We start from the raw sequence: 24662 nt of genomic DNA, 5'->3' as shown, positions 1-24662 counted from the left end.
ATCCCTTATTACGATGCCCGGGGCGCATCACCCGGTTCCTCTCCGCTCAAAAATCTGGCGCGGACAGTCTCCACCAGATCGTCGGTCGTCAGGAGAAGGAGCGTATCGCGCGCCTCAATGACGGTGCTGCCGCCCGGGACAAAGCGTTCGTCCCCTTTCTGCATGAGTATAATGAGCGCCCCTTTCGGCAGCCCGAGGTCGACGACCTGTTTGCCGACCGCCGGGGCATCGGGAGGTATGGTCAGTTCGATGAGCTCGCTCGGGGTATCGGGATCCACGTCAAACTCCCGGGACAACTTGCGCTTCTCCTGGAGAGGCGCGGCGAGACCGAGCCACCGGGCGACGGAGGGGATCGACGTCCCGTGAACAAGCGCCGAGACGAGGACGATGAAGAAGACGATGTTGAAGATCATATCCGCGTCCGGCACTCCTGCAACAAGGGGGTAGGTCGCGAGGATGACCGGGACGGCTCCCCGCAGTCCCACCCAGGAGACCAGGGCTTTCTCGTTCATCGGCATCTTCCAGGGAATCAGCGTAAGCAGGACGGCAACCGGCCGGGCAACCAGGATCAGGAAGATGGCGGTGAGAAGGCCGGGAACGATCACCGGTACGAGCTCCGAGGGAAAGACAAGCAGGCCGAGCGCAAGGAACATAACAATCTGCATCAGCCATGCGATCCCGTCATGGAACCGGATCAGGCTCTTTTTATAGACGATGATGCTGTTCCCCATAACCAGCCCGGCGATGTAGACCGCGATAAACCCGTTTCCTCCAACAGTAGCGGTCAGTCCATATGTCAGCAGCACCATGGCGAGGCTGAGCACCGGGTACAGCCCTTCGGACTCCAATTTGAGACGGTTGATGAGCCAGACGACGAACCTGCCCATACCGTAGCCGAGCAGGCCTCCGACGACCATCTGCTGCACGAACATCGGGATGAGAGCGAGGACCGATTCGCCGGGAGTGAGGATCAGGGCGATGATGCCGGTGGTGAGGAAGATCGCCATGGGGTCGTTGCTCCCCGACTCAAACTCGAGGAACGGCCGCAGATTTCCTTTCAGGCGCGCTCTTGCCATGCGCAGGACCGAAAAGACCGCCGCCGCATCGGTGGACGAGACGACCGCCCCGAGAAGAAAACCCGTAAGCGGCGATAACCCGAGGACCAGGACGGCAAATATGCCCAGGACAGCTGCAGTCAGAACAACGCCGACCGTAGAGAGTGCTATCGCCGGCCAGAAAACTGGCTGAATCTCTTCCCACCGGGTGTCCAGGCCCCCGGAGAAGAGGATATACGCAAGTGCAATAACCCCGATCATCTGCGCGATCGGTGGATCGTCGAACGGAATACCGCCCGGCCCTTCGGAGCCCGCCAGCATCCCGACGATGAGGAAGATGAGGAGCGCAGGGACGCCGAGCCTCTCTCCGAATTTATTCGCAATGATACTGATCAGGAAGAGCAGCGATATGCCGAGGAACAGGATCTCGAGGGTAAGCACCATCTCTGGATACAATTCATGCCTGGGGTAACTTAACATCGACTCTTTACCATTTTGAGCGAGTGCGAGTAGGAAATGGTTTCGCCGGCGCTATCTGGGGCGAGCGGGTCTCCCAAGGGAGATGTTCCGCATGCAGGCTCCGTGACCCGGGTCCTCCGGTCACGGTGCGGGCGGGTGGTGAATACCCGGCACTCCCGGCATATTTCGCCGCCTTCATATAGTTGCGCTGAAAACACGTTATTCAGGATGGCAGAACTTCCCGCTCTTTCCCGGTCCGCAAGCACCGTACTCCTGCTGACGGCGGCGGTATTCCTCATCGTCGGAGTCCGATCGCTCTCGTACATCGTCACCATCGTCGCCGTATCGCTGATCCTCGCCATGCTTGCGTATCCCGCGACAAAAGCACTCCGATTGAGAGGGGTGCCGGAGGGCGCCGCCGTCGGCGCGGTCGCGGTCGTCGCCTGCCTTGCAGTCCTGCTGCTCTGCTATCTCGTCTTCTTCTCGTTTGAGAGTCTGGTCCAGGACATCCCGCTCTACGAGCGGGAGTTGAGCGCCCGGCTTGCGGAGATCCTCACCGTCCTCGATACGTACGGGATCAGCACTGGCTCATTCTCGCCGTCTTCGGTCGACCTCGATCGCTTTGCAAGTATCTTCTCCTCGTATGCCCAGAGCCTTGCCGACCTGCTCCTCTACCTCTTCTTCATAGCGGTGACGACGATCTTCATGCTCTTTGAGGCTCCAAAAGTACCCGACCGCATGCGGAGGGTGGTCGGAGACCGGTCGGGAAGCGTCGAGGCGATCTCCCGCATGAGCAGGTTCCTGATCGACTTCGTCATCGTCAGGACCGAGGTGAACTTTGTCCACGGGTTCCTCTTTGGTGGGTTCCTCTGGGTTATGGGGGTGCATTCAGCCGTCCTCTGGGGAGTGCTGACGTTCCTGCTCTCGTACATCCCCTACATCGGCCTGATCATCGCGGCACTCCCGGCGATCTTCTTTGCCTGGCTGCAGTTCGGGCTAGGAGGCGCGGTCGCCGTGGTTGCGGCCGTCGTTGTCCTGAACGCGCTTGTGGAGAACCCGATCTTTGCGCACCTTGCATCGAGACGCTTCGACATCCCCGCCCTTGTGGTCGTGCTCTCGGTCATCTTCTGGGGGTGGGCCCTCGGTGTCGCCGGGATGATCTTTGCCGTTCCGCTCACGCTCATCGTTCTCGCGGTCATCCAGTCAAGCGACGACTGGGCGTGGGTGAACACGATCCTGGGGGTCGACCACCTCTTTGCAGGAGAGCGAGCGCCCCCTGGAGAGAGCAGGGAGGGCGACGCGCCGCCGGCAGGGTAAGTATCCCCCTCGGGGGCTTTGCCCTGCCTGAACGTGGGCGCTATTCCTGCCGGTGCCGGGGTACGGCACGGTGCCAGAAGGTTGATATCTTCTCCGGGTAGTCCTTCTTGGGGAACAGAGAATGCTCTACACACGCGAGATCATCCAAAAGATCTGGGATGCACAGGGCTACGGGAACCTCGCCGTCTGGGCGGATGGAACGACCGCTGTCATCGCCCCGGGCGAGAACCCGGAAAAAGACGGAGAAGCACCGCTTGCGATCTTCAAGCCCATCCCCCTTGTGGCACGGTTTCCGATGCTGGGCTTCGCCACCCACGACGCCGACCTGCTCCGCGAGGTTGAGACGAGGATACGGGAGGCGGGCGGTGAGATCGAGCGGGATCGAGGAGCCTCAACGTGACGGCCGAGTAGCCACTCCCGCCGCCTCCCGGGACGGGGGCAATCATGAGCGAGAGCGGACTCGCGCTGACACCGGGGCAGTGACTGCTGAAAAAAAGAGATTGATCGTTGAGCGTTTCCGGGAATGGTTACTCGGTCGTCTTCCCGTCGAAATGCTCTTCCCGGGCCATGGCTTCTTCCCGGGTCTTCCGCACGACCTTATCCCGGTGCTCAGGCGGGGAGTAGATCGTGTAGAGTTTGAGATTGGCGGTCTTTGAGGTGTTCAGGACGTTGTGATTCGCGCCGCTCGGCACGACCACCGCGCTGCCGTCCTTGACGGTGTGCTTCACGCCGTCGATCACGACGGCCCCCTCACCCTCCTCGAACCGGAAGAACTGGTCGATGTCGTCGTGAACTTCCTCGCCAATCTCCTCGCCGGGCTTGAGGCACATCAGCACGAGCTGGCTGAACTTCCCCGTATAGAGGACCCTGCGGAAGTCGGTGTTCTTTACTGTTTCTTTTTCGATATCTGCCACAAATCCTTTCTTCATTTCGCAAGCCTCCCGATAGTCGGGGTTGATTATTAACGCTCCAATGTGGAGCGCCCCCGGTATTTCACTATTTTGGTTGGTGCATCGGCACCGGGACTGATGTTCAACGAGCGGTCCCGGGTGAACAATCCATCGGCAGACCTGGACGGCGACCCCGCTCCCGGGTGCGAACGCCGGTAGATCTCCCTGCTACGGATGGTGATGCGGAATGGCGGGGATCACCTGCCGCCCTTCTTCACTTCCGCGATCATCTCCTCGACCTCTGCATAGCCGTGCTGGTAGAACCCCTCTTCGGCGGGCTCGATCTCCCGGAGAAGTCGCAGGAACTCCCCCGCATGCTCCTTCTCCTCATTCGCGATATCACGCATCACTTTCTGGACCAGCGGGTCGTCGGTCGATTCGGCTATCTGGTCGTAGAACTGGATAGCCTCGTATTCGGCGGCGATCGAGAACCGGATCGTCCGGATGAGTTCTCCGCGGTCCAGCCTGCGTTCCATCTTGTTCCCGGAGAACGGGTTTGCAAACTCGGGCATCTCACATGACCTCCTGCAGGGAAGGGCGGGCCTCCCCTGGGCCCATGCAGCGGGACGCTATATATAGGTTGGGACCGGCTGTTGCCGCAGGGAGGAAGACTTCAGGGAAAGGGGTGATCCGCACCCGGGGGTACAGAGGGGCCGAAAGCGACTCGAAAACCCGGGTCAGCGTGCCGGGCCTCCTTCCGGAAGCCCGGGGCAACGGTCCGGGCGGGGAGAGTCTCGACAACGGGCGCGGGTTCACCAGACCCACGTCTGGTCGACCCAGTGCTCGTAATCGCCCGGCCATTCGGGTTTAGCACCGGTGATGACCGCTTTGAACTTCTCCTGGAACCGCCGGTGGAACGCCTCGATCTCGGGGTACTGCCGCCGGGTCCGGATAGCTTCGGCGAGCGTCTTCCCGAGCTCGTGAGCATCCTCTTTTGCCCGTGCCAGGGCATCCGGGTCCTTCCCGGTCGCGACCCCCACGCCGCCGACCGGCGTCGCGCCGAGCATCTGGAGGAAGTGGTTCAGGTACCCGACGACCGCCTGCTCGGCGTGATCGCCCGATGTGGAGACCGAGCACCCGTACTTCCCCGTGAGCGCCTGGCACTGGATCCCGTCGGCCATCCGGTCGATGAACAGTTTCATCTGGCCGGTGATCTGGTCGATGTACACGGGCGAACCGAGCACAAGCCCGTCGGCAGCCTTGATCTTCGCATACAGTTTCGGGAAGTCGTCCTCCTCGGCGCATCTGCCCTCCTGGAAACAGGCGCTGCAGGCGTTGCGGAACCTGATGTCGAGGTCTACGAGGTTCACGACATCGACCCCTGCGCCCTTCTCCTTCGCGCCCTCAAGGACCGCCGCGATGAGCTGCAGCGTGGCGCTCCTCTCGCCCCGTGGACTCCCGTTGATACCGATTATCTTCATGATGACAACTCCGGACAGCGGCGCCTATCGGCGGCACCGGTTATGAAGCTTGCCGGCAGGTTTCACCTCGCACGTCTCTCCGGGTCGGAGAGGGGATCCCGCCGGATGCGGATGTTTTCCCCGGGGAGGAGCGTAACCGTGGTCTGGTCGGGTGCTACTACTACAAGGGCCTAACTGGTCCGGGGAAGGATTGCCGCGACCGTGATCGCGTAGGTGATCGTCTCCCCTGCAAGCGGGTGGTTGGCGTCGACCGTGACACTCTTCTCGGTCACGTCGACGACGGTCACCAGGCAGGGTTTTCCCATCACCTCCACCTTCAGGAACTCGCCGGGTACCGGTTCGTGGTCGAGGTTCAGCTTCTTGCGCTTCATCGTGACCACGAGCCTGCTGCGATACTTCCCGTAGGCCTTCTCCGGAGGCAGCACCACGGTTACCGTCTCGCCCGGCTCTTTTCCGATCAGCGCCTCCTCAAAGAGGGGGTTGATCTGGCGCTTTCCAAGGGTTACCCGGATCGGTTCGCCGTTTCGGGTATCCTCAAAGATCTCACCATCGGGGCGGGTGCTGGTGAAATGCAGGAGCAGGGTGTCGCCGTCTGTCACGGGTGCCATGGATGTCGGATCGGGTTTGTCGGGCCGTTGCTTTAACCTGCCGGGGGCGGAGCGGGAAGGCCCCGCCCGGCAGGTGCGGAGGTGAACGCAGAGCCGCCCTTCCCGGCCCCCTCACAGGTGCCCCATCTCAGCGAAACCCCGCCCGCCAGGGCCGCTGCCATGACAATAATCCAGCGGATAGGAAATTTATTATACCACTTTTATAGAGGTGGTGGCATGTCACCATCATACCGCGAAGCAACGATAAATTCCGTAGATGCAAATCCCACGGCCGGCGGAAGTACGGGTGGCGGCCGTGACGAGAGCGGCAAACCGTATTTCTATCCGAACGTGTCGGTGAGTATCGGGTACTGGTTCGACAACGAAGGAGTCCCTTCCTCGAACTGGGATACGTTCTTTACGGCGAAGTTGTTCATCAACGGTTCGCTGGTCGACACGAAACAGGTGCTTGCGGGTGGGGGTCCGCAGACCTATTCGTTCTTTACGTACACGTTCCCGGAGCCGGGAACATATGCGGTGGAGGTCCGCGGCAAGAACACGAAGTCGCTTACGGTCGCGATCAAGAATCCTCCGGTAGAACAGAAGCGCGCAGCGCAGTAATGCGTGGCAGGATGTTACCTTTTTTCGATTACCTATAACCCCGCACCCAGAATGCGAGAGGTGGGATTCGAACCCACGGACCCCTGCGGGAGTGGATCTTAAGTCCACCGCCTTTGGCCGGGCTTGGCTACCCTCGCGCGAAGAAGATTACCTGAGTACCCATTACTATTATCAACGAAACGTATTAAGCCCGACGCCCGGCACAAGCGGGATCCGACGGCCCCGGCGACGCCTGCATTCCGGAAATATCAGGCCTCCGCACGCCGGGCGGCAACGAGATCCCGGATCCGATACATTGTATACCATCGGGGTGCAATGGTGCTCTGCGTGACGATGCCGCGGCGCATCCATATCACGCAGGAATGAACGACATGCTATCCGGGCCGCCACCCCCCGACAGATCCCTTGAAAGACTGCAGGCTCTCTTCGACTACGACCCTGAGTTCCCGCTCGATATCGAAGAGACCCTCCTCGAAGAGAGAGACGGCATCGCCATCCATGACCTGCGCTACAGCGCCGCCCCCAAAAGGAGATTCGCCGCCTACCTCGTTGTGCCGCCGGGGGCGGGCCGCTTCGCCGGCGTCGTCTACGTCCACCCCGGGCCCGGAAGCCGGGATACGTTCCTCGACGAGGCGGTGACACTCGCCCGGCGGGGAGCGGTCTCCCTCCTCGTCGATGCCCCCTGGACCGAGAAAGCGGTGGCGACGTGGGGAAAAACGGTGACGAACCCGGAGCATGCCATGCGGGAGCATATCCTGACCGTGATCGGGTTGCGCCGGGGCATCGACCTCCTTGCGGCACGATCGGACGTGGATGCGAACAGAATCGGCTACGTGGGCCACAGTTTCGGAGCGCTCATCGGCGGGGTGCTCGCCGGGGTGGAGCGGCGGGTGCGGGCCTACGTGCTGATGGCGGGAACCAGGAGTTTCACCGACGTCGCCGTCCTCAACCTGCCCGATCTCGCAGGAGAAGCCCTTGCGACCTACCGCCGGACCCTGGCGCCCATCGACCCGGAGAGTGCCGTCGGCCACGCCGCGCCGGCAGCCCTGCTGTTTCAGTTCGGTCTCCGGGACGACTTTTTCCCGCGGGAAAAGTCCCTGGAGCTCTTCGAAGCGGCGAGCGAACCGAAGTCAGTGCAGTGGTACGACGCGGGCCACTACTTGAGCGACGAGGCACGGGAGGATCGCATGGCGTGGCTGGGTGCGGAACTCTTCCTGCGTCCTGCACGGTGATTGCCCCGGCCCTTCGGCATCGTGAGCGGCAGTACGTCCGAGAAGGCCCCGGGTACCGGGCAGTTCGCCGCACATCCCTCCCCGTATGAACGGTCGACGGCTCACTCCCCACGCCCTCTGATGAGCCCGACACCCAGGATCAGGAGTCCGGCCGGCACGGGTCACCGCCGCCGGAGCGACCACGCACCGACCGCAAGAAGCCCGGCAACCGCGGCGAGCCCGCCGACCGGTGCCGCCGGACCGGCGGAAGCGGCCTGCATCGCCGCCGCCAGGTCCTCCCGTGCGGTCGGCATGCCCGGCCAGGGGAGGCTGTAGTCGGGGTCGAGGTCGAGCGAACGGTTCAGCGCCGCGGCCGCACCCGTGGCGTTCCCGGCGGCAAGGAGGATCCCGCCCCGGATGTGCCAGAGGTGGGCGCTCTCCGGATCGAGGGCAATCCCTTGGTCGACGGCCGACTCCGCGCCGGTCAGATTCTCAAGTCCGGCAAGCGCCATCGCCTTCACCCCCCAGGACGCGGCGTCCGCGGGGTCGAGGAGGAGGGCGGCATCCGCATCGGCGAGCGCGGCAGAGTAGTTTCCCATCGCGACGTACGCGTAGCCGCGGTTCGCATAGCGGACGGGTTTTGGGTCCAGAGCGATCGCCTCGCTCACCACGGCCGCCGCCTCAGGGTAGCGGCCGAGCTTGCGCAGGGCGTAGCCCTCCATGCAGAGAAGAGAGACGTTGCCGGGCTCGACGGCCAGACCCTCCCCGGTCGCGGCGAGGACGCCGTCCCAGTCCCTCTCCGCGACGGCGGACGTTGCCCGGTCAACAGGATCGGAGATGCTCGCGGTATCGGCGGCGAGGCAACAGGGGACGACGAGCAGGAAGATGAGAAGAGCGATGCAAAACCGGGAACGGCCCGGAAGGGGGCAGGAGGAGGTCATAGAAGGTTACAGAGCCTTCTCGGCCGTTAAATATTTCGAAACGGGGAGGAGGTCACCCGAGCCGCCGCACCACCCTGGCCAGCCGGTGCATCCCTTCCGTGATATCCTCCTCGCCCGCCGCTGAGAAGTTCAGGCGGATCGTGTCCTCCCCGCCGCCGCCCACGTAGAACGGCACCCCCGGGAGGACCGCGACGCCTTCCCGGACACCCTCGCGGAAGACGTCCATCGACGAGACGCCGGCCGGCAGGGCCACGGTCATGAACATACCGCCCTCGGGGGTGGTGTGGGTCGTCCCCGGCGGCATCAGGTCGTCGAGGAGGTCACACATCAGGCGGCAGTGCCTCCCGTAGACTGCAGAGACGCGGGCGACGTGGGCATCGAGATCGTGGGTCGCAAGGTAGCGGTGGAGGATCACCTGGCAGAGGAAGTTCGAGTGGAGGTCGGCAGCCTGTTTTGCGACGTTGAACTCCCGGAGGACCGGCTCGGGCGCGTATATCCAGCCGATCCGCATACCCGGAGCGACGATCTTCGAGAACGACCCCGACATCACCGTCAGATCCGGGAGGTAGCGCTTCACCGGCAGCCGCGGCCTCCCGTCGAAGAAGAGTTCCCCGAAGGCGTCGTCCTCGTAGAAGACCGTGTCTGTGTCCTCAAGGATCTCCGCAATGCCTCGCCGCTTCTCTTCCGAGTATGTCCTCCCCGAGGGGTTCTGCGAGTTCGGGATACCGTAGAAGAACTTTGGTGCGTGCTCCCGGACGAGCGACGCAAACGCCGCGAGATCCGGTCCGTCCTCCGCGAGCGGGACCGTGTGGAAGACGGGCTCGTAGAGCGAGAAGGCCTCGATCGCGCCGAGGTAGCCGGGCCGCTCCATCCCGACGGCGTCCCCCGGGTCGAGGAAGATCTTCGCGACCAGATCGAGGCACTGCTGCGAACCGTTCACGATCTGGATCTCCCCGGGGGTTGCCGGGAGGCCGAGCCTCCTTTTGTAGCGGTCGGCGATGAACTCCCGGAGCGGCAGGTAGCCGTCCGTCGTCGTGTACTGGAGCGCCGTCCGCCCGACTTCTGCAAAGACCTCGCGGGCCGCATCCCGGATACCCTCGAGATCGATATAGGCCGAGCCCGGCAGACCGCCCGCAAACGATATCACCCCGGGGACCGCCGAGACCCGGAAGAGCTCGTCAAGGAACGACTCCGGGACCCGCCCCATCCGACCGGCAAAACGGTAAGCCATGGGATCATATTGGGCGTGCCGGCAAAAAAATGCCGGGTCTTCTCGACCCTACTGCAGCAGGATATACGCAAAGACCGAGAGCAGGAACGCGAGCACGAGGATCATGAAACTGATCGGGGCGATGAACGCGAGCATGGCGTTGACGGTGCTTGCGAGCTGCGAGACCCGCTGCGACCCGAAGACGACGACCCCCTCGCACGAGGCCGTTGCCGACCCCACCCGGGCCGGGGCTATGTCGGCGACCGCCTCCCGGATCGCCTGCTCGACATACGGGACGATCTCCTCGGCAGGCACCACATAACCGACCGGATTCTTTCCACTGATGGTGTTCACCGTATGCGTATCGGTGGTCATGATCTCGGCCTCGTCCACGTAACCGAGCACCACCGAAAGCAGGCGCTCCCGGACGCCTCCGGCCATGTTGTTCCCATCCACGAGGACGTAGGCCGCCCGCTTCCCCCCGGCCTCGGTTGCAAGCACCTGCACCCCGAGCGACCCGAACCCCTGCTCGCGGGTGAACGGGACCCGGACGTGCGAGACCCCGACCGCAAGCGGCTCGAGCGGCAGGTCCCGCGCGACGCGGAACCCCTCACGTGCGGCGACGACGTACTCCATCGCGATCCGCGTCGCCGGGAGGACCGGGGAACCCACACTGGTCATGCAGTTGTGGGCGTCCACGAACGCGACCTCCGAGAAGGAGCACCGCCCTTCGGCCATGATCGCCATCCCGATCGAGTAGTCGAGGTCCTCCGTCCTCTCCGGAGACCGGGTGCTCACCATCAGGAGGGCGTCCCCGAACCGCTGGCAGAGAAGCGAGACCGAACCCGACGCGACCCTGACCGGGCGGCTCGCGGTGCCTGAGAAGGAAAGCCCCTCGCGCGACGCCTCGACAGCCCGGGCGATCTTTCCTATCTCACTCTCCGAGACCAGGTTGAAGTCGTGGGTGGCACACCCGTGGGCGACGAGCGTCTCCCCGGCAAACGTGTCGTGGAGGATCCGGGGGAGGTTTCCGCCGCCGACGTCGCCCATCGGCCCGGGGTGGACGTTCGGGACCGTGAAGAGAATCTCCTCCCCGCCGTCGCGGGAGAAGAAGAGCGAGACCTGCGGGACGTAGACCTCCTCGCCGATCTCGCGGAAGAAGTCCTCCATGTTCTTTGAGCCGTCGGTCAGGTGGGCGATGAAGGTGTTGAGGAAGTTGAGCCCGCTGATCTGGAACGCCCGCTTCAGCGGCCGCTCGATCAGCCAGATCAGGAAGACGAAGACCAGCCCGAAGACCACCTGGAGGAGGAGGGCGTAGGGAACGAACCCGGGCGTGAAGAACCAGGCACCGACCGCTATCCCGGCCGCGCCCTGGAGGAACGCAGGGACGACCATCCGGGTGATCCGGTAATCGGCCACGGCGACGAGGACCAGCAGCCGGAGGCCGGAGGAGAGGCCGAGAGCGCCCGCGTAGAGCGCAGGAAAGAGTTCCCGCCCGAAGATCAGGACCGGCGAGAGGCTCAGGATCACCGTAAGGACCGTGCAGGTAAGGGCGAGAAGAGCCGACCGGTTGTAGGTGATCTGTCGGCCGAAGACCTCTACCAGCGGCACGGTCAGCAGGAGGGCGACCAGTGCCGGGACCGAGAACCCGAGCGTGCCGATCAGGAAGAGCTCGTTGCCCACCCGGTATGCAGCCCCGTCGATGAGGAGCCCGAGCAGGATGATGAGCGCAAGCGACCGCGGCCAGGACGGAGCGGAGAAGATGTACCGGGTGAGCCGCTCGACGCGCACATCGGGGCCGGACTCCATCAGGCGCCCCCGGGTGCCGAATCTGGCGCTTTCCCGGCGGCGATCAGCGCTGTGCACCCCATAATTCAGACAGTTATTTCGCCGGGTTCACCAAAGACCTTCCGGTACCGCGCAAGCATCCGGTCCCAGTCCGGGAGGTTCGTCTGGGTGCCCGGCCGCTCGACGACGAAGGACGAGACCACCGCTCCCGCACGGCAGCAGTCGAGCGGGGCGTAGCCTTTCCGGAACGCGGTGAGGAACCCGGCCCGGTAGCCGTCGCCGGCTCCGGTGGGGTCGACGGCCGGGACCCTGACGGCCGGAACGTGGTGCTCCTCGCCGCCCATGCAGAGGACGCTTCCCTCGGCCCCCCGGGTCGTGACGACGATCGGGACCGAGGCGACGAGGGCGTCGCGCTCCAGCCCCAGCATGTCACACATCCGGTCCATCTCGTGGTTGTTCGAGAAGAGGATGTCGATATTTGTGAGGATGATCTCGAGCTGGTCGGGGGTGTAGCAGAGGAGGTCCTGGCCCGGGTCGAAGGAGGCGAACCTGCTCTTCTCGGCTACCCGGACGTTGAAATCGGGGTCGGCCGTCGCCATGTGGACGAAGTCAAGAGCGGGAGCCTGTGCCCGGGAGAACGCGGCGGACGCACCCCACTCAAAGAAGGTCTCCTGGTCGCCGGCGTCGTCCGTGAAGACGTACGCGGTCGCGGTCCGGGCGCCCTCGACCACGGAAAAGTCCCGCTCGACCCCGAGGCCCTGGAGCCAGCGGTCATAGTCGCTCCCCGGGAAGTCGCCGCCGACTGAGGAGACCAGCCGGCACCGCTCCCCGAGCATCGCGATCCCGGCCGCGATGTTCGCCGCCCCGCCGCCGAAGTAGACCGAGTGATCGGTGATATAAGTCGAGTTGTGCCTCCCGGGAAGGGCCGGGACCCGGAAGAGGTGATCGATGGCGGTATGCCCGACGACGGCGATCATACCTCCTGCACCTCCTGGACCTTCAGCGGCACGTCGCGCAACGCCTTCCCGACGACCGACTTTGCGATCCGGGCCGCGTGTTCGCCGGACTCCGCACGGAAGACCTTCATCTGGAGCACGAGCCCCACAAGGGCGGTGTTTGCGACCACAAGAGCGCTGTTCAGTTCACCCTCACAGTAGGGGCAGGCGATCATCCCCGCCTCGATCTCCACAAACTTCGCCGAGGGGTTGAGCCGTTTCCCCGCCTCGCTGATCGCGATGCTGACGGCGTCGTCCATGGACTTGACATCTTTAATTATCCACGCTGATTCAAGCGTAACCAGATAGTCCGGCATAATCTCTCCAATTAATAGCCTACCAGTTCTCGCGATGCGCGTGCTCTTCCACCGGCATCCGCTCTACGGGTTTGAGCGGCGGCGTTCCCCTGCCGACCGCAAGGAGCGCGATGGGGCGGACGTGCTCCGGAAGTTCGAGGACTTCGCGTACATCGTTCTCGTTGAATGCCCCGGTCCAGCACGAGTGGAGGGCCCGGGCGTGGGCAGCGAGCATCATATAGGTGCAGGCGATCGTGGCGTCCTCAAGCGCGTAGAGGATCCCCCGCTCCCCGTAGTGCGACATGGACCGGATATAGTTCGCGCAGACCACAAAAATCACCGGCGCTTCCCGGATATGCGCCTGTTCGAGGGCCGCGAGCGCAAGTTCCATCCTCACGTCCTCGTCGGTGACGACGACGACGTCCCAGGCCTCGCGGTTGCCGGCGCTCGGCGCAGTGCTCGCGCAGGCCAGGATATAGTCGATATCCTCCGGGTCGAGCGGCTCTGCGGAGTAGTCCCGGACCGACGACCGTGCTTTCAGGAAGCGAAGGAGATCAGAGGAGGTCATGCTCTTTGAGCGTATCCCACGCCGCCTGGGCTGCGGTCGTGACGGCGCTGACCCCCCTCGCTATCCGCTCCGACGCGGCGCCCAATTCCATGCTCTCGGCCAGGCTGATCCCCTCGCTGAGGTGATCAATGGCATTCTTGAACTCACGGCGTTCCGTATCGCCGTAAGCAAACTCGAGCTCCGAGCGGATGGACTGGAGCACCATCAGAAGCATCCGTTTTCCGCCGGGTTTCTCCTGGAGCGGAAACTGGATCAGGGCTGTCGTCAGCTGCGACCCGACGATCAGCTCGGATTTCGCCCGTTCGGCAAACTGGTAGGTCCTGACGGCGGTTTTGAGATCCATACCACATACTGGAACTCGCAACTATAAAAAGTATTGAAAGAGAAGAGAGGGACAGCTTATCTCGATTTCTGCTTGGTCCCGAGAGCCGAAACCTTCGCGCGCCGGATGCTCCGGCGTACCCGCACGTCCATCGTGGGGGTGCCTCCCCCTCTGCCGCCGCGCCCGCCACGTCCGCCGCGTCCGCCGCGTCCGCCGCGCCGCTGGTCCTGCCCTTCCCTGCTCGCTCGTTTCCTGATATCCGCCGCAGGCTTGAACCGCTGGTTCGGGCCGGGTTTCTTCACTTCGCCTTCACTTGCAGGGACGAGCCGTATCTGCCCCTTTACGCCCTTAACCTGGGCCCACTGGACACTTCCTGTCTTTCCCATGGATAAAACTCCTTTACAATTATGAGCGGGCCCGCTGATAAAAGTAACCCGGGGCCCTGCCGCGGCGGGACAGGCCCGGGCTCGCGCGAGCGGCGGATATCAGGAGAGGAGGCGCTTGAGCTCGCGCCGGAGGGTTTCGCTGACGACCCTGCCGTCGACGCTCCCCCGGACCTCCTGCATGACGACGCCCATCAGGGGGCCGAGCGCACCCATGCCCTTCTCGCGGGCGAACGCCTCGCGCTCGGTCACGACCCGGCGCACGATCGATTCCACGTCCGCCTGCGAGACAGCGGGCGCCATCTTCTCGATGGCCGCATCCACCCGCTCACGGGGTGTTCCGGGGCACTCGCCCGCGGTCCGCGCGAGTTCGGTGAGAAGGTCCGGGATCGCCTCTTTCGCGGCCCGGCCGGCCTCCACGGCGGAGAGGAGGGCGAGGATCTCATCCTCGCTCACCCGGTCGACGGCGACGCCGCCGCGGGCGAGCTCCCGGCAGGTGGCAAGAAGCGTCCGGGCCGCGATGGTGGGGCGGACGCCGGCGGCGACGGCCGCTTCAAACGTCGGCAACCGCTCGGAGAATGCCACCTGCCGGGCCAGCGCCTCGTCAAGCCCGAACTCCCGGACGAACCGCTCCGCCCGGTCGGTGAGGAGTTCGGGCACCGCGATGCTCTCCCAGAGGGCCTCGCCGATCGCGACGGGGAAGATATCGGTCTCGGGGTACATCCGGGCGGCTCCCGGGAGAGGGCGCATGTAGGCGGAACTCCCTTCCTCAAGCATCTTCCGGGTCTCCTCGGGCACGCCGGAGAGCGCCATCCCGGCGCGGATCATCACCTGTTCGGCCGCACAACCGGCCCGCTCCCGGCTCGCCGCCACGATGACGACGCAGTCCTCATCGCGGGCGCCGACGAACTCGCGGAGGCGCGCCACCTCTTCTGCGGTGACGCCGTAGGCGGGGAGCTCGTCGGTGTGGAAGATGCCGCCGACGCCGCACTTCTTCGCATAGTCGGACATCTCGCTCCCGAGGCGCCTCCCGGGCTGGATATCCTGCCCGACGAGCCCCGCAAACCCCGAGAGCCGGATCGCGAGGATGGATTTCGCCTTCTTCAGGATGGAGGACTTCGTCCCGGCAAAGAGGGCGGTGACGTCGACGACGGTATGGTCCACCCGGGCGCTGCGTTTCACGAGTTCGTCGCGGATGGCGAGGAGATTGACCTGCCGCTCAACCTCGCGCCTGACCACCTCGGCGATGAGGTCGAGTTCCTGGACGCCCTTGATCTCGACCCGTGCGCCGCCCGCGATGGAGACGTTGATGTCCTGCCGGATCGTCCCGAGGCCCCGCTTCACCCTGCCGGTCGACCGGAGCACCATCCCGATATACTTGGCGACCCGCTGGACGGCCTCGGGGGTGTGCATGCAGGGGGCGGTGGTGATCTCGACGAGCGGGATACCGAGACGGTCAAGGGAGAACGTCTCGCCCTCCACCCGCTGCGCCGCCTCCTCCTCCAGGCAGATCGTCTCGATCCGGCATCCGTCCGGGAGGGAGCCGGAGAGCGCGACGAGTGCCGTCCGCTGGAACCCGCTGGTGTTCGAGCCGTCGACGACAAGTTTTCGCATCGTGTGGACCTGCTCGACGGGGGTCATGCCGAGCATCTTTGCGATCGTGAGGCAGACATCGAGCGCCTCGGGGTTCATCGGCGCCGGGGGCTCCTCGTCGTGCTCCGCGAGGCAGACCGTGTCGTAGGTGTAGTAGCAGAACTTCCGGACGAGTTTCATCTCCTCCTCGGCCGCACGGTCGATCTCCCCGAGTTCGCTCTCCGTCGCCCGGAGGTAGCGGTAGAACTCCCCGGTCCGGTCGGCGGTATCCCGGAGGGTGGTGGGGCACCGGCAGAAGAGTTTCTCGGCGGTGTCGAGCTGCTGGTGGATCTCGATCCCGGCCTTGAGGCCGAGTTCTTTATAGTCCATTCAGATCGACCTCCGCCGGATCTCGCCCGCGAGATCGGTCTGCATGAGCACGCCTGCCCGTTCGGGGTCCGGTTCGTTCCCGAGCACCCACATCAGTTTCACGAGCGCCACTTCGGGGAGCATATCCTCGCCCTCGATGACGCCGATCGAGAGGAGGTCTCTCCCCGTGTTGTAGACCCGGTCGCAGACCCTCCCGTGCAGGCACTGCGACGTCATGACGACGGTCGTTCCGTCGTCGATCATACCCCGGAGTTTTGGGATCCAGTCCGTCGAGACGTGCCCAAGGCCGGTCCCGGCAAGGACGAGGCCCGCGTAGCCCTCGAAGGCGTCGAGGACGCCGGAAGGCATACCGGGGTGGAAATGGAGAAGAGCGCAGTGCTCCTCGAGCGCATCGCGGAGTTCGGGCTCCTCGGCGCCCCGGCGCACTGCCTCGTCCGAGAGGGTGACCGTGAGCGAGGGGTAGTCGACGTAGCCGAGCGGGGCCATCCCCATGCTCTGGAAGGCGTCGCGCCGGGAGGTGTGCATCTTCCGGACCCTCGTCGCCCGGTGGACGGCGCACCGGTCGTCGTTCGTTGTCGCGTGCATCACCACCGCCACCTCGCCGAGGTTGCCGGCCGCGACGGCGGCGCTGCAGAGGGTGTTCATGGCGTTGTCGGAGCTCGGGCGGTCGGCGGACCGCTGTGACCCGACGAAGACGACCGGCACGGGAGTCCTGAGCATGAACCTGACCGCCGCGGCCGAGCTTGCCATCGTGTCGGTGCCGTGGGTGACGATGACGCCGGACGTGCCGTGCCGGATCTCGTCGTAGGCCGCCCGGGCCAGTTCCTGCCAGATCGCCGGGCGCATGTTCTCAGAGAGGATGCTTGCCACCTGGCGATCGCGGTAGCGGGCGATGTCCCCGAGTTCCGGGATCGCCCGCAGGATGTCGCTTGCCGAGAACTGGCTCGTCACCGCCCCGGTCCGGTAGTCGACCCTGCTTGCGATCGTCCCGCCGGTGGATATGATGGAGAGTTCCGGGAGGCTGGTGTCCTGGATGACGACCCCGGCGCCCGCCGGCGGTTGCGGGGCCGCGCGCCCGACCCACTCGATCTTCTCCGGGGATGTCCCGATGTTGTAGCCGTTTTCCAGCTTGATGACGGCCATCCCGTCCCGTTCGGTGATGTAGGTGCCGGTGAGCGCAGCCCCGCCGTTCGCGTACCGCACCCGGTCTCCGGCCTTCGGTGTTTCCATTATAGTATCAGCCTCCGTGATTCAGTTATCAGGTCTTCAAAAGCGCGGGAGAGCGCCGTTTCCGTCTCCTCCGCCCATGCCCTGTCCCGGGCGAGGAGTTCCTTCTGCTCCGCGAGCTGCACCGCGACCGCTGCGGGCGCCGGGCCGCCGATGATCGTTCGCACCGCAATGGCGTGACGCGGGTCGAGGACGGCGGCGATCCGCTCCTCCGTCACCCCGAGGTCGATGACCGAGATGCCGGCCGCTTCCCGTGCGGCCCCCTCGAGCGTCGCGAGGTCGAGCGAACCGTGCCGCACCGCCCGACCGACGATCCGGTGGGCGGTGCGGAACGCGAGCCCGTAGTCCCGGACGAGGACGTCGGCAAGTTCCGTCGCGGTGGAGAACCCTCTGCCCGCTTCGGCCGCCATCCGTTCGGTATTGAAGGCCGCGGTGCCGATCATGCCGGATAACAGCGGGATGCTCTGCCGGGCCGCCTCCACGCCCCGCCAGAGGTGCGGGGTCAGTTCCTGGAGGTCGCGGTTGTAACTCATGGGGAGGCCCTTCGTGATCGTGATCGCCGCGACGAGCGAACCTGCGACAGATCCGGCCTTCGCCCGCATGATCTCGGCGACGTCCGGGTTCTTCTTCTGGGGCATGATCGAGGAGGAGGAGCAGTAGGCGTCATCGAGCTGGATGAACCCGACGAACGCGGTGCTCCAGAGGACCAGCTCCTCGCAGAGCCGGCTTGCCGTCGTCATCGAGACCGCTACTCCGGCAAGCACCTCGATCGCGAAGTCCCGGGCGGCGACCGCGTCCATGCTGTTTGCCGCCGGGCGGGAGAAGCCGAGAAGCCGGGCGGTGTAGTCGCGGTCGAGGGGAAAGCCGGTCGAGGCGAACGCCGCCGAACCGAGGGGGGATACGTCCACCCGGGCGTAGGCCTCCCGGAGCCGGGCCGTATCCCGGGAGAAGGCCTGCTCGTAGGCGAGGAGGTAGTGGGCGAGCGTCGTGGGCTGGGCGTGCTGGAGGTGGGTGAAACCCGGCATCACCGTCTCCGTGTGCCGGGCAGCGGTGTCGAGGAGGGTCGCCCTGAGATCGGCGAGCGACCGCACGAGGGCGATGATCTCCTGTTTCAACCGGATTCTGACGCAGGTCGCAACCTCGTCGTTCCGGGACCGGCCCATGTGGAGGCGGCCGCCGAAGTCCTCCCCGACCCGGTCGATGAGGTAGGCCTCCTTCCCGGCGTGGATATCCTCGAAATGCTCGTCGAACGCCTCCTCCGGGAGGCCGTGGTCGTAGAGGTCGAGGAGCGCCGCCATCAGCGCACGGGCCGGGGCTTCGTCGATGATCCCCTGCCGCGAGAGGCCGAGGAGGTGCGCCATGTCCACAAGGAGGTCCGCCTCCGCTATCCAGCGGTCGGCGTCCATCGAGGCAAGAAAATGCTCGAGGTCGGCCGAACGTTCGCCGGCGAGACGGCCCTGCCGAATCTGATCCGAACGCATTCTATCAACAGTCCTGTCTGTACCGTTTGGCCCTGGAAGAGATTAAAACCACGCACGGATGGGATGGATGCTCTGGATGTTCTCCGGTTCACCCCGGGCAGTGGACCGTGGTGGGTATCGCAATGGAGGGGTCTCCCCGCGCACGGCACCCATCATGACCGCGACGTCAACACGGCGATCAATAATCAAGAAGTTCGCCTTGCAAGATCAGAATCTTGTCGGGGTAGCAGGTGCGGAACGCACCGTTGTGCCTGTGGACTTGCCTCAATAGAGGAAGGATGAAGCAGGAAGCCCCGCCCTGAAGGGCGGGGTAGTTCACTTATCTTTAACTTGAGATTTGAGAACTATGTATCCAAGTGCAGTAATGGCCTTTTCGACATCCCCAACTGATATTTTTTCAGCATCAAAGTCAAATTTGACTTTGCTTGAGGTAAACAGCACCTTTACACTTTCCTTATCCACACCGACCAAAGATTTTGTTGCTTTTTCAATCTTCTGGACACATGATGGGCAAGTCAATGTTTCTAATTGAATCGTTGCTTTTTGCATTTTCATCTCTCCTTATTCTAATATCATAATTTGAAACGGAGAAGCCGCATTCCGTTTAAAATTACGACTAATATGCTTGCTTCGTGTACTAGCATCGCTATCGACATGTTCATCCATTCACTTAAAAATACACTTGCAAGCAGGACCAACACAACTCCTACTGCGATAACAATATTTTGGTGCATATTAGCAGCTGTTGCTTTTGTTAAACCCAGTGCATGTGGCAAGCGACTAAAATCCGAATTCATCAGGACGACATCCGAGGTCTCAATTGCGACATCTGTGCCGCTTCCCATAGCAATTCCGATTTGTGCCAGAGCGAGGGATGGGCTATCATTTACTCCGTCTCCAACGAACGCGACTATATGACCTTTAGTTTTTAACTCTTCAATATATTTCGACTTATCTCCCGGTAACATATGTCCGTGCGCTTCTGTCAGCCCCAGTTCACGCGCCACCAGATCAACTGTCCCCTGGTTGTCTCCCGAAAGAACTACCAGATTTTTAACGCCTAATTTCTTTAATTTTTGAAGGTCTTCTTTTACACCCGGACGAATCTGGTCACGGATACCCATCAGTGCTTTTAATTCACTATCGACGGATATTAAAACAAGTGAGTTTCCATTCTTTTCGAATCGGGCAATATCTGCACGGGCCTTTTCAGCTAAATGAACATTCTCCCGCTCCATGAGCGTAACGTTGCCTACCGCAACCCTATGTCCATCGATGTAAGCGATAATTCCGGCGCCTTTTACAACATCTGTTTGTTCTATTGGATATGATTTTATAGCTCCGATGTGTTCTACAATTGCGTTGGCTAAGGGATGGTCTGATTCTTTTTCAACGCTTGCAAGGTAAGCTAATACCTCTCCAACGCTGTCTGCGTAAAATTCTTTGTCTGCTACTTTAGGATTGCCTGTTGTTAATGTACCCGTTTTGTCAAATACGATTGTATCAACCTTGCTAAAATCGCCAATAACTTCACTGCCTTTTAAAAGAACGCCGTGCCGTGCTCCGTTGCCAATGCCCGCTACGTTTGAAACAGGTACACCGATAACCAGTGCGCCGGGGCATCCCAAAACTAATAATGTAATGGCCAGTTCAATATCTCGTGAAAATAACCATACGATAATGGCGAGCCCTAAAACTGCCGGGGTGTAGTATTTAGAAAATCTGTCAATGAAGCGTTCCGCTTCGGATTTTGAATCCTGCGCTTCTTCAACTAACTCTATAATTCTACCGAAAGTAGTATCTTCACCTACACGGTCGGCAACAATTTGAAGCGTTCCATTTTCCAGAATCGTTCCGGCATATACGCCTGAATCTTTCTTTTTGCCAACCGGGACAGACTCGCCGGTGATACTTGCCTCATTAATGTGACCTTCTCCTGACAGAACGGTTCCATCAACAGGAATTTTCGCGCCAGTTTTCACCAGTAAAATATCGCCTACGTCAACATCATCTACTTTTACTTCTTCAAATTCACCATTGTCCATCTGTTTTAAAGCGCTTTCCGGCGCCATTTCCGTTAACTCTTTTATGGCCGAACGCGTCTTGTTCAATGTCCGCTGTTCCAGAAAAGCGCCAAACAAGAATAAGAAGGTGACAATGGCAGATTCTTCAAAATTCTTAAGGAGAAATGCCCCGATAACCGCGATGGTAACTAAAACATCAATACTGACGACTTTAACCTTCAGTGCTTGATAGGCCTGGATTGCAATAGGCGCAACCCCTAAAATTGAGGCGATAGCCAGGGACCAAATGGCTACGATCTCATTTTTAAAACCCAGTTCACTGGTAAACCCGAAAACGATTAAAACGGCGCTAATCAATGTTATATGATTTTTCTTGCTCAGTATAAACCTCTGCAAAACGCTCACCGTCTTCTCAGTATTATAATGATTTAAGCACAATATGCCCTATCTATCTCGGCCAACATACTGTAAACAGCCTCATAACTTTCGCACACATCTCCCGGAACTGTGTAAGTATCCGTAATCTCCCGCAGTTTGGCAAATTCTTCGTTTAATTCAGGTTTATTTGAACCTGCTTCTTTTGTTTTCTCAATGATTGTATCAAACAATTCGCGAACTTCATGAAATTCCGGGTGATTACCTCCATGAACTCTTGCTACAATCGGCACATACTGCTTCAATGTCCGGACATGCTTTTTCATTGCCTCGTTAAATGTTAAGTTATTTGTCATTTTTTCTCCCTCCTGTTTTTACAGATTGATTGTTTCTGGTAACCATCCCGGGCATCTTACTTATGTACTGTGAATTATGTACTGTTGATTATTAAGTAAGAGGTTGTCCTAAATGGATCTCCGGACCTTCGATACGCCCTTATTAGAGCGCTGATTTCCCAGATAGCTGCCATCTGAACTATATCCTGGGCAAAGATGACGAAACAGCTTTCCATTGGGTATCGCCATTGGGGGGGGGGTGTCCCGGTAGAGGCATTTGGGGACGACCTCACCCGGCAAAGTGCGCCTCCGCCTCCACATTACTTTGCACTTATTTCTCCAATAGGGAAAAATATCGAACAAAATTTAATACTATAGTATAATTATACTACCAATTTTCGACACTACTATATACCGACAGCGTGATGATTACTCACTATACAGTAACTCATATGGATGGAGAGACTCATGAGATCATTTACCGCAATTCTCCTGGCCGTGGCCCTGGTCGCGGCGTTTGCGTGCATCGCCGGGTGCACGGGCACCAGCACCGACGACGTGACGCACCTCTCGATCGGCTACCAGCCGAGCACCCACCAGATCGCCCACATGACCGCGATGGAGAAAGGGTGGTGGAAAGACGACCTCGCCCCCCTCGGCATCACGAAAGTGACCGACTACCAGTTCGGCACCGGCGCGCCCGAGATGCAGGCGATGCTTGCCGGGGACCTCGATATCGCCTACGTCGGTTCCGCCCCGTTCATCACGGCCGTGAGCAATAACGGACTTGACGCAAAGATCGTTGCGGCGGTACAGACGCAAGGGTCCGACCTCGTGCTCAGGAACGAGATCCCCTACTCGACCCCCGCCGACCTCGTGGGCAAAAAGATCGCCACCTTCCCGCCGGGAACGATCCAGGACACCATCTTCCGGACCTGGCTTGAGGAGAACGGCGTCGACCCCGCAAAGGTCACCATCGTCGCCATGGACCCCGGTGCGGCTACCACCGCCATCTCCGCGGGCCAGGTCGACGGCGTCTTCCTGCCCCACCCGTCCCCGGCCATCATCGAGGCAGAGGGCACGGGAAGGACCGTCGTGCAGTCGGGCGAGATGCTGAAAGATCACGCCTGCTGTGTCCTCGTTGCGAGCGGCTCCTTGATCCGCGAACACCCCGAGATCGTCGAGCAGATCGTCCGGACCCACATCAAGGCGACGGAGTACAACCTCGAACACCAGGACGAGGCCGCGTCCATCTACGCAAAGAAGACCGGACAGAATGTCGAGACCGTGAAGGCGTCGTTCCGGGACTGGGACGGCACCTGGACCGCCGACCCGCGGGTCATCACGTCGTCGGTCGTGGAGTACACGAACCTCCAGTACGAACTCGGCTACATCAACAAGCACCTCACCGAGGACGACCTCTTTGACCTCTCGTTCTACGAGAAGGCCCGGGCATAACCCGGGACCAGACCTCTTTTTCCTCCAAAAGTATCTTTTACGGCGATGCCGATGAAGTACTGAAGAACATCCCGGGCGGACCGGTCGGCGGTTCCCCCGGCAGCAATACCTTCGAGCAGCGGAACAGAGACATGAACCGACAGACACAGAAACGACTACTCGGCATCGCAGCGCTCGTTACCGCGGCGGTGATCTGGCAGATCATAGCCGAATACGTGGTAGGACGATCGTTCATCCTCCCGAGCGTCACCGACGTCGCCGGCGCCTTCGCAGACCTCCTCACCTCCGGCACCCTCCTCGCCGATATCGCAGTAAGCCTTGAACATTTCGGGATCGGGCTCCTTGCGGCGTTCCTCCTCGGCGTCCCCATCGGGATCATCATGGGATGGTTCCGGGTGGCGGACTACCTCCTCGACCCGATCATCGAGATCCTCCGCCCCATCCCGCCGCTCGCCTGGATTCCCTTCGCCATCATCTGGTTCGGGCTCACCACCCAGGCGGCGGGGTTCGTCATCTTCGCGGGAGCCTTCTTCCCGATCCTGACCGCGACCTACTCCGGGTTCCGCGACGTCCCGAAGGTCTTTGTCGAGGCGGGGAAGGTGCTCGGGTGCGACACCTCGTTTGAGCTGATCCGCTACGTCGCCCTCCCCGCCGCCGTCCCGGCGATAGCCTCCGGGATCAGGATCGCGATGGGCGTCGGGTGGATGTGCCTCGTGGCCGCCGAGATGTTCGGCGTATCGAGTTACGGCCTCGGCTACCAGCTCTGGCACAACTACTACCTCCACCAGATGCCCAACGTCGTCGTCTACATGCTGATCCTTGGCTTTGCGGGCCTCATCATCGACCGCATCTTCCGGAACTACGTGGACGGGCAGCTCCTCCGGTGGCGGGCAGGGGAGGTGGCCTGATATGAGCGGTGTTTCAATACAGGGCCTCGGCAAAGCCTTCCAAAAGGAGGACGGCACCGCCACGCAGGCACTTTCAGGCGTCGACCTTGAGATCCGGGACGAAGAGTTCGTCTGCCTCGTCGGGCCGTCGGGGTGCGGGAAGACGACACTCTTACGGATCATCGCGGGGCTTGAGACCGCGACCACCGGGAAGGTGACCGTCGACGGCCGCCCGGTCACCGGCCCGGACCCGAAGCGGGGGATGGTCTTTCAGGAGTACTCCCTCTTCCCCTGGCGGCGGGTGATCGACAACGTCGCCTTCGGCCTCGAGATGAAGGGCGTCGCAAAGGAGGAGCGCCGGAAGACAGCCGATCGTTACATCGAGATGGTCGGCCTCTCCCAGTTCCGGGACGCCTACCCCTACGAACTCTCCGGCGGGATGCGGCAGCGCGTGGCGATAGCCCGGGCGCTCGCAAACGATCCTGACGTCCTCCTCATGGACGAACCGTTCGGGGCGCTGGACGCCCAGACCCGGAACCGGATGCAGAGAGAACTCCTCTCCCTCTGGGATGAGACGAAACAGACGATCGTCTTCGTCACCCACAGCGTCGACGAGGCGGTCTACCTCTCCGATCGGATCATCGTCCTCTCTCCAAGGCCAGGGACGGTCCGGGAGGTCATCGAGATCCCCTGGTCGCGGCCGCGGGACCGCACCAGCGCCGACTTTGCGGAGGTCCGCCGGCGGGTGCTTGACATGATCAACGAGACCGGAAACGCCCAGTAAGGTTT

26 protein-coding genes and 1 tRNA gene are annotated in these 24662 nt (G+C 62.0%); 7 read left to right on the top strand and 20 right to left on the bottom strand.

What is annotated here, in order from left to right:
• Positions 1–8: 8 nt before the first annotated feature.
• Complete coding sequence (locus QZ408_RS10375; RefSeq protein ID WP_292491350.1) at positions 9–1499, bottom strand: potassium/proton antiporter; 1491 nt, start codon at positions 1497–1499, stop codon at positions 9–11.
• A gap of 243 nt (positions 1500–1742) precedes the next feature.
• On the opposite strand from QZ408_RS10375, the gene QZ408_RS10370 reads away from it, so the two are divergent.
• On the top strand, positions 1743–2831 hold the full coding sequence (locus tag QZ408_RS10370) for an AI-2E family transporter (protein ID WP_292491349.1): 1089 nt from the start codon (positions 1743–1745) through the stop codon (positions 2829–2831).
• Between the two features lie 121 nt (positions 2832–2952).
• Positions 2953–3231, top strand: a complete 279-nt coding sequence (locus QZ408_RS10365) for a hypothetical protein (RefSeq protein ID WP_292491348.1) — start codon at positions 2953–2955, stop codon at positions 3229–3231.
• 127 nt (positions 3232–3358) lie between these two features.
• Here QZ408_RS10365 and QZ408_RS10360 read toward each other — a convergent pair whose 3' ends face one another.
• The 4 genes from QZ408_RS10360 to QZ408_RS10345 all read right to left on the bottom strand — a co-directional run bounded on the left by QZ408_RS10360 (position 3359) and on the right by QZ408_RS10345 (position 5810).
• Positions 3359–3760, bottom strand: coding sequence for a cupin domain-containing protein (locus tag QZ408_RS10360; RefSeq protein ID WP_292491347.1), 402 nt, complete (start codon positions 3758–3760; stop codon positions 3359–3361).
• A gap of 218 nt (positions 3761–3978) precedes the next feature.
• Entirely contained in the window at positions 3979–4293 is a 315-nt protein-coding gene (locus QZ408_RS10355) for a ferritin family protein (RefSeq protein WP_292491346.1), read from the bottom strand.
• Positions 4294–4533: 240 nt separating this feature from the next.
• Positions 4534–5202, bottom strand: a complete 669-nt coding sequence (locus QZ408_RS10350; protein ID WP_292491345.1) for a flavodoxin family protein — start codon at positions 5200–5202, stop codon at positions 4534–4536.
• 170 nt (positions 5203–5372) lie between these two features.
• Positions 5373–5810 carry a peptidylprolyl isomerase gene (locus QZ408_RS10345; RefSeq protein ID WP_292491344.1) on the bottom strand — a complete coding sequence of 146 codons (438 nt, stop codon included), beginning with the start codon at positions 5808–5810 and terminating at the stop codon, positions 5373–5375.
• Positions 5811–6140: 330 nt separating this feature from the next.
• Between QZ408_RS10345 and QZ408_RS10340 the strand changes: the two genes are divergently transcribed.
• On the top strand, positions 6141–6410 hold the full coding sequence (locus QZ408_RS10340; protein WP_292491343.1) for a hypothetical protein: 270 nt from the start codon (positions 6141–6143) through the stop codon (positions 6408–6410).
• 52 nt (positions 6411–6462) lie between these two features.
• On the opposite strand, the gene QZ408_RS10335 is transcribed toward QZ408_RS10340, so the two are convergent.
• Positions 6463–6547, bottom strand: a tRNA-Leu gene (locus tag QZ408_RS10335).
• Between the two features lie 225 nt (positions 6548–6772).
• Here QZ408_RS10335 and QZ408_RS10330 point away from each other — a divergent pair.
• Positions 6773–7642: a dienelactone hydrolase family protein gene (locus QZ408_RS10330; RefSeq protein WP_292491342.1), complete on the top strand. Its 870-nt coding sequence runs from the start codon at positions 6773–6775 to the stop codon at positions 7640–7642.
• Positions 7643–7803: 161 nt separating this feature from the next.
• Here QZ408_RS10330 and QZ408_RS10325 read toward each other — a convergent pair whose 3' ends face one another.
• From QZ408_RS10325 to QZ408_RS10260, 14 genes are all read right to left on the bottom strand, one after another.
• The gene (locus tag QZ408_RS10325) at positions 7804–8562 is read right to left on the bottom strand and encodes a tetratricopeptide repeat protein (RefSeq protein ID WP_292491341.1); all 759 of its coding nucleotides are present in this window, start codon (positions 8560–8562) and stop codon (positions 7804–7806) included.
• 52 nt (positions 8563–8614) lie between these two features.
• Positions 8615–9793, bottom strand: a complete 1179-nt coding sequence (locus QZ408_RS10320) for a PLP-dependent aminotransferase family protein (RefSeq protein ID WP_292491340.1) — start codon at positions 9791–9793, stop codon at positions 8615–8617.
• Between the two features lie 48 nt (positions 9794–9841).
• Positions 9842–11581: a DUF2070 family protein gene (locus tag QZ408_RS10315; RefSeq protein ID WP_292491339.1), complete on the bottom strand. Its 1740-nt coding sequence runs from the start codon at positions 11579–11581 to the stop codon at positions 9842–9844.
• A gap of 65 nt (positions 11582–11646) precedes the next feature.
• Positions 11647–12537 (bottom strand): carbohydrate kinase family protein, encoded by an 891-nt coding sequence (locus tag QZ408_RS10310; protein WP_292491338.1) that lies wholly within the window; start codon positions 12535–12537, stop codon positions 11647–11649.
• Complete coding sequence (locus QZ408_RS10305; RefSeq protein ID WP_292491337.1) at positions 12534–12872, bottom strand: DUF555 domain-containing protein; 339 nt, start codon at positions 12870–12872, stop codon at positions 12534–12536. Before QZ408_RS10305 ends, QZ408_RS10310 begins: the two co-directional genes overlap by 4 nt.
• Positions 12873–12891: 19 nt before the next feature.
• Positions 12892–13419: a nitroreductase family protein gene (locus tag QZ408_RS10300; RefSeq protein WP_292491336.1), complete on the bottom strand. Its 528-nt coding sequence runs from the start codon at positions 13417–13419 to the stop codon at positions 12892–12894.
• Positions 13406–13762 carry a hypothetical protein gene (locus QZ408_RS10295; RefSeq protein WP_292491335.1) on the bottom strand — a complete coding sequence of 119 codons (357 nt, stop codon included), beginning with the start codon at positions 13760–13762 and terminating at the stop codon, positions 13406–13408. The genes QZ408_RS10300 and QZ408_RS10295 overlap by 14 nt, the downstream gene beginning before the upstream one ends.
• Before the next feature lie 56 nt (positions 13763–13818).
• Positions 13819–14127 carry a DUF5350 domain-containing protein gene (locus tag QZ408_RS10290; RefSeq protein WP_292491334.1) on the bottom strand — a complete coding sequence of 103 codons (309 nt, stop codon included), beginning with the start codon at positions 14125–14127 and terminating at the stop codon, positions 13819–13821.
• A gap of 99 nt (positions 14128–14226) precedes the next feature.
• Positions 14227–16086 carry a Glu-tRNA(Gln) amidotransferase subunit GatE gene (gatE, locus tag QZ408_RS10285; protein WP_292491333.1) on the bottom strand — a complete coding sequence of 620 codons (1860 nt, stop codon included), beginning with the start codon at positions 16084–16086 and terminating at the stop codon, positions 14227–14229.
• Positions 16087–17316: a Glu-tRNA(Gln) amidotransferase subunit GatD gene (gene gatD, locus QZ408_RS10280; RefSeq protein WP_292491332.1), complete on the bottom strand. Its 1230-nt coding sequence runs from the start codon at positions 17314–17316 to the stop codon at positions 16087–16089. It abuts the gene before it with no gap.
• On the bottom strand, positions 17316–18794 hold the full coding sequence (argH, locus tag QZ408_RS10275; protein WP_292491331.1) for an argininosuccinate lyase: 1479 nt from the start codon (positions 18792–18794) through the stop codon (positions 17316–17318). Before argH ends, gatD begins: the two co-directional genes overlap by 1 nt.
• 315 nt (positions 18795–19109) lie before the next feature.
• The gene (locus QZ408_RS10270) at positions 19110–19343 is read right to left on the bottom strand and encodes a cation transporter (protein ID WP_292491330.1); all 234 of its coding nucleotides are present in this window, start codon (positions 19341–19343) and stop codon (positions 19110–19112) included.
• Between the two features lie 23 nt (positions 19344–19366).
• A complete protein-coding gene (locus tag QZ408_RS10265) occupies positions 19367–21223 on the bottom strand; it encodes a heavy metal translocating P-type ATPase (RefSeq protein WP_292491329.1) in 1857 nt (618 codons plus the stop codon).
• 23 nt (positions 21224–21246) lie between these two features.
• Positions 21247–21549 (bottom strand): iron-sulfur cluster repair di-iron protein, ric, encoded by a 303-nt coding sequence (locus tag QZ408_RS10260; protein WP_292491328.1) that lies wholly within the window; start codon positions 21547–21549, stop codon positions 21247–21249.
• A 447-nt stretch (positions 21550–21996) separates the two neighbouring features.
• Between QZ408_RS10260 and QZ408_RS10255 the strand changes: the two genes are divergently transcribed.
• The 3 genes from QZ408_RS10255 to QZ408_RS10245 all read left to right on the top strand — a co-directional run bounded on the left by QZ408_RS10255 (position 21997) and on the right by QZ408_RS10245 (position 24657).
• Entirely contained in the window at positions 21997–22986 is a 990-nt protein-coding gene (locus QZ408_RS10255) for an ABC transporter substrate-binding protein (RefSeq protein ID WP_292491327.1), read from the top strand.
• A gap of 131 nt (positions 22987–23117) precedes the next feature.
• Positions 23118–23894: an ABC transporter permease gene (locus tag QZ408_RS10250; RefSeq protein ID WP_292491326.1), complete on the top strand. Its 777-nt coding sequence runs from the start codon at positions 23118–23120 to the stop codon at positions 23892–23894.
• A 1-nt stretch (position 23895) separates the two neighbouring features.
• The gene (locus QZ408_RS10245) at positions 23896–24657 is read left to right on the top strand and encodes an ABC transporter ATP-binding protein (RefSeq protein ID WP_292491325.1); all 762 of its coding nucleotides are present in this window, start codon (positions 23896–23898) and stop codon (positions 24655–24657) included.
• Positions 24658–24662 lie beyond the last annotated feature (5 nt).

The sequence above is a fragment of the Methanoculleus sp. 10 genome, assembly GCF_913757945.1.
Taxonomy (GTDB): domain Archaea; phylum Halobacteriota; class Methanomicrobia; order Methanomicrobiales; family Methanoculleaceae; genus Methanoculleus.
Note: the sequence above shows the minus strand (reverse complement) of the source record. Positions and strands in the feature narration are given on the sequence as shown.

What these genes read in the sequence shown, in the direction of transcription:
- QZ408_RS10375 (WP_292491350.1), bottom strand. Translation starts at nt 1,499, where the DNA reads ATGGTGCTTACCCTCGAGATCCTGTTCCTCGGCATATCGCTGCTCTTC.
- QZ408_RS10370 (WP_292491349.1), top strand. Translation starts at nt 1,743, where the DNA reads ATGGCAGAACTTCCCGCTCTTTCCCGGTCCGCAAGCACCGTACTCCTG.
- QZ408_RS10365 (WP_292491348.1), top strand. Translation starts at nt 2,953, where the DNA reads ATGCTCTACACACGCGAGATCATCCAAAAGATCTGGGATGCACAGGGC.
- QZ408_RS10360 (WP_292491347.1), bottom strand. Translation starts at nt 3,760, where the DNA reads ATGAAGAAAGGATTTGTGGCAGATATCGAAAAAGAAACAGTAAAGAAC.
- QZ408_RS10355 (WP_292491346.1), bottom strand. Translation starts at nt 4,293, where the DNA reads ATGCCCGAGTTTGCAAACCCGTTCTCCGGGAACAAGATGGAACGCAGG.
- QZ408_RS10350 (WP_292491345.1), bottom strand. Translation starts at nt 5,202, where the DNA reads ATGAAGATAATCGGTATCAACGGGAGTCCACGGGGCGAGAGGAGCGCC.
- QZ408_RS10345 (WP_292491344.1), bottom strand. Translation starts at nt 5,810, where the DNA reads ATGGCACCCGTGACAGACGGCGACACCCTGCTCCTGCATTTCACCAGC.
- QZ408_RS10330 (WP_292491342.1), top strand. Translation starts at nt 6,773, where the DNA reads ATGAACGACATGCTATCCGGGCCGCCACCCCCCGACAGATCCCTTGAA.
- QZ408_RS10325 (WP_292491341.1), bottom strand. Translation starts at nt 8,562, where the DNA reads ATGACCTCCTCCTGCCCCCTTCCGGGCCGTTCCCGGTTTTGCATCGCT.
- QZ408_RS10320 (WP_292491340.1), bottom strand. Translation starts at nt 9,793, where the DNA reads ATGGCTTACCGTTTTGCCGGTCGGATGGGGCGGGTCCCGGAGTCGTTC.
- QZ408_RS10315 (WP_292491339.1), bottom strand. Translation starts at nt 11,581, where the DNA reads ATGGAGTCCGGCCCCGATGTGCGCGTCGAGCGGCTCACCCGGTACATC.
- QZ408_RS10310 (WP_292491338.1), bottom strand. Translation starts at nt 12,537, where the DNA reads ATGATCGCCGTCGTCGGGCATACCGCCATCGATCACCTCTTCCGGGTC.
- QZ408_RS10305 (WP_292491337.1), bottom strand. Translation starts at nt 12,872, where the DNA reads ATGCCGGACTATCTGGTTACGCTTGAATCAGCGTGGATAATTAAAGAT.
- QZ408_RS10300 (WP_292491336.1), bottom strand. Translation starts at nt 13,419, where the DNA reads ATGACCTCCTCTGATCTCCTTCGCTTCCTGAAAGCACGGTCGTCGGTC.
- QZ408_RS10295 (WP_292491335.1), bottom strand. Translation starts at nt 13,762, where the DNA reads ATGGATCTCAAAACCGCCGTCAGGACCTACCAGTTTGCCGAACGGGCG.
- QZ408_RS10290 (WP_292491334.1), bottom strand. Translation starts at nt 14,127, where the DNA reads ATGGGAAAGACAGGAAGTGTCCAGTGGGCCCAGGTTAAGGGCGTAAAG.
- gatE (WP_292491333.1), bottom strand. Translation starts at nt 16,086, where the DNA reads ATGGACTATAAAGAACTCGGCCTCAAGGCCGGGATCGAGATCCACCAG.
- gatD (WP_292491332.1), bottom strand. Translation starts at nt 17,316, where the DNA reads ATGGAAACACCGAAGGCCGGAGACCGGGTGCGGTACGCGAACGGCGGG.
- argH (WP_292491331.1), bottom strand. Translation starts at nt 18,794, where the DNA reads ATGCGTTCGGATCAGATTCGGCAGGGCCGTCTCGCCGGCGAACGTTCG.
- QZ408_RS10270 (WP_292491330.1), bottom strand. Translation starts at nt 19,343, where the DNA reads ATGCAAAAAGCAACGATTCAATTAGAAACATTGACTTGCCCATCATGT.
- QZ408_RS10260 (WP_292491328.1), bottom strand. Translation starts at nt 21,549, where the DNA reads ATGACAAATAACTTAACATTTAACGAGGCAATGAAAAAGCATGTCCGG.
- QZ408_RS10255 (WP_292491327.1), top strand. Translation starts at nt 21,997, where the DNA reads ATGAGATCATTTACCGCAATTCTCCTGGCCGTGGCCCTGGTCGCGGCG.
- QZ408_RS10250 (WP_292491326.1), top strand. Translation starts at nt 23,118, where the DNA reads ATGAACCGACAGACACAGAAACGACTACTCGGCATCGCAGCGCTCGTT.
- QZ408_RS10245 (WP_292491325.1), top strand. Translation starts at nt 23,896, where the DNA reads ATGAGCGGTGTTTCAATACAGGGCCTCGGCAAAGCCTTCCAAAAGGAG.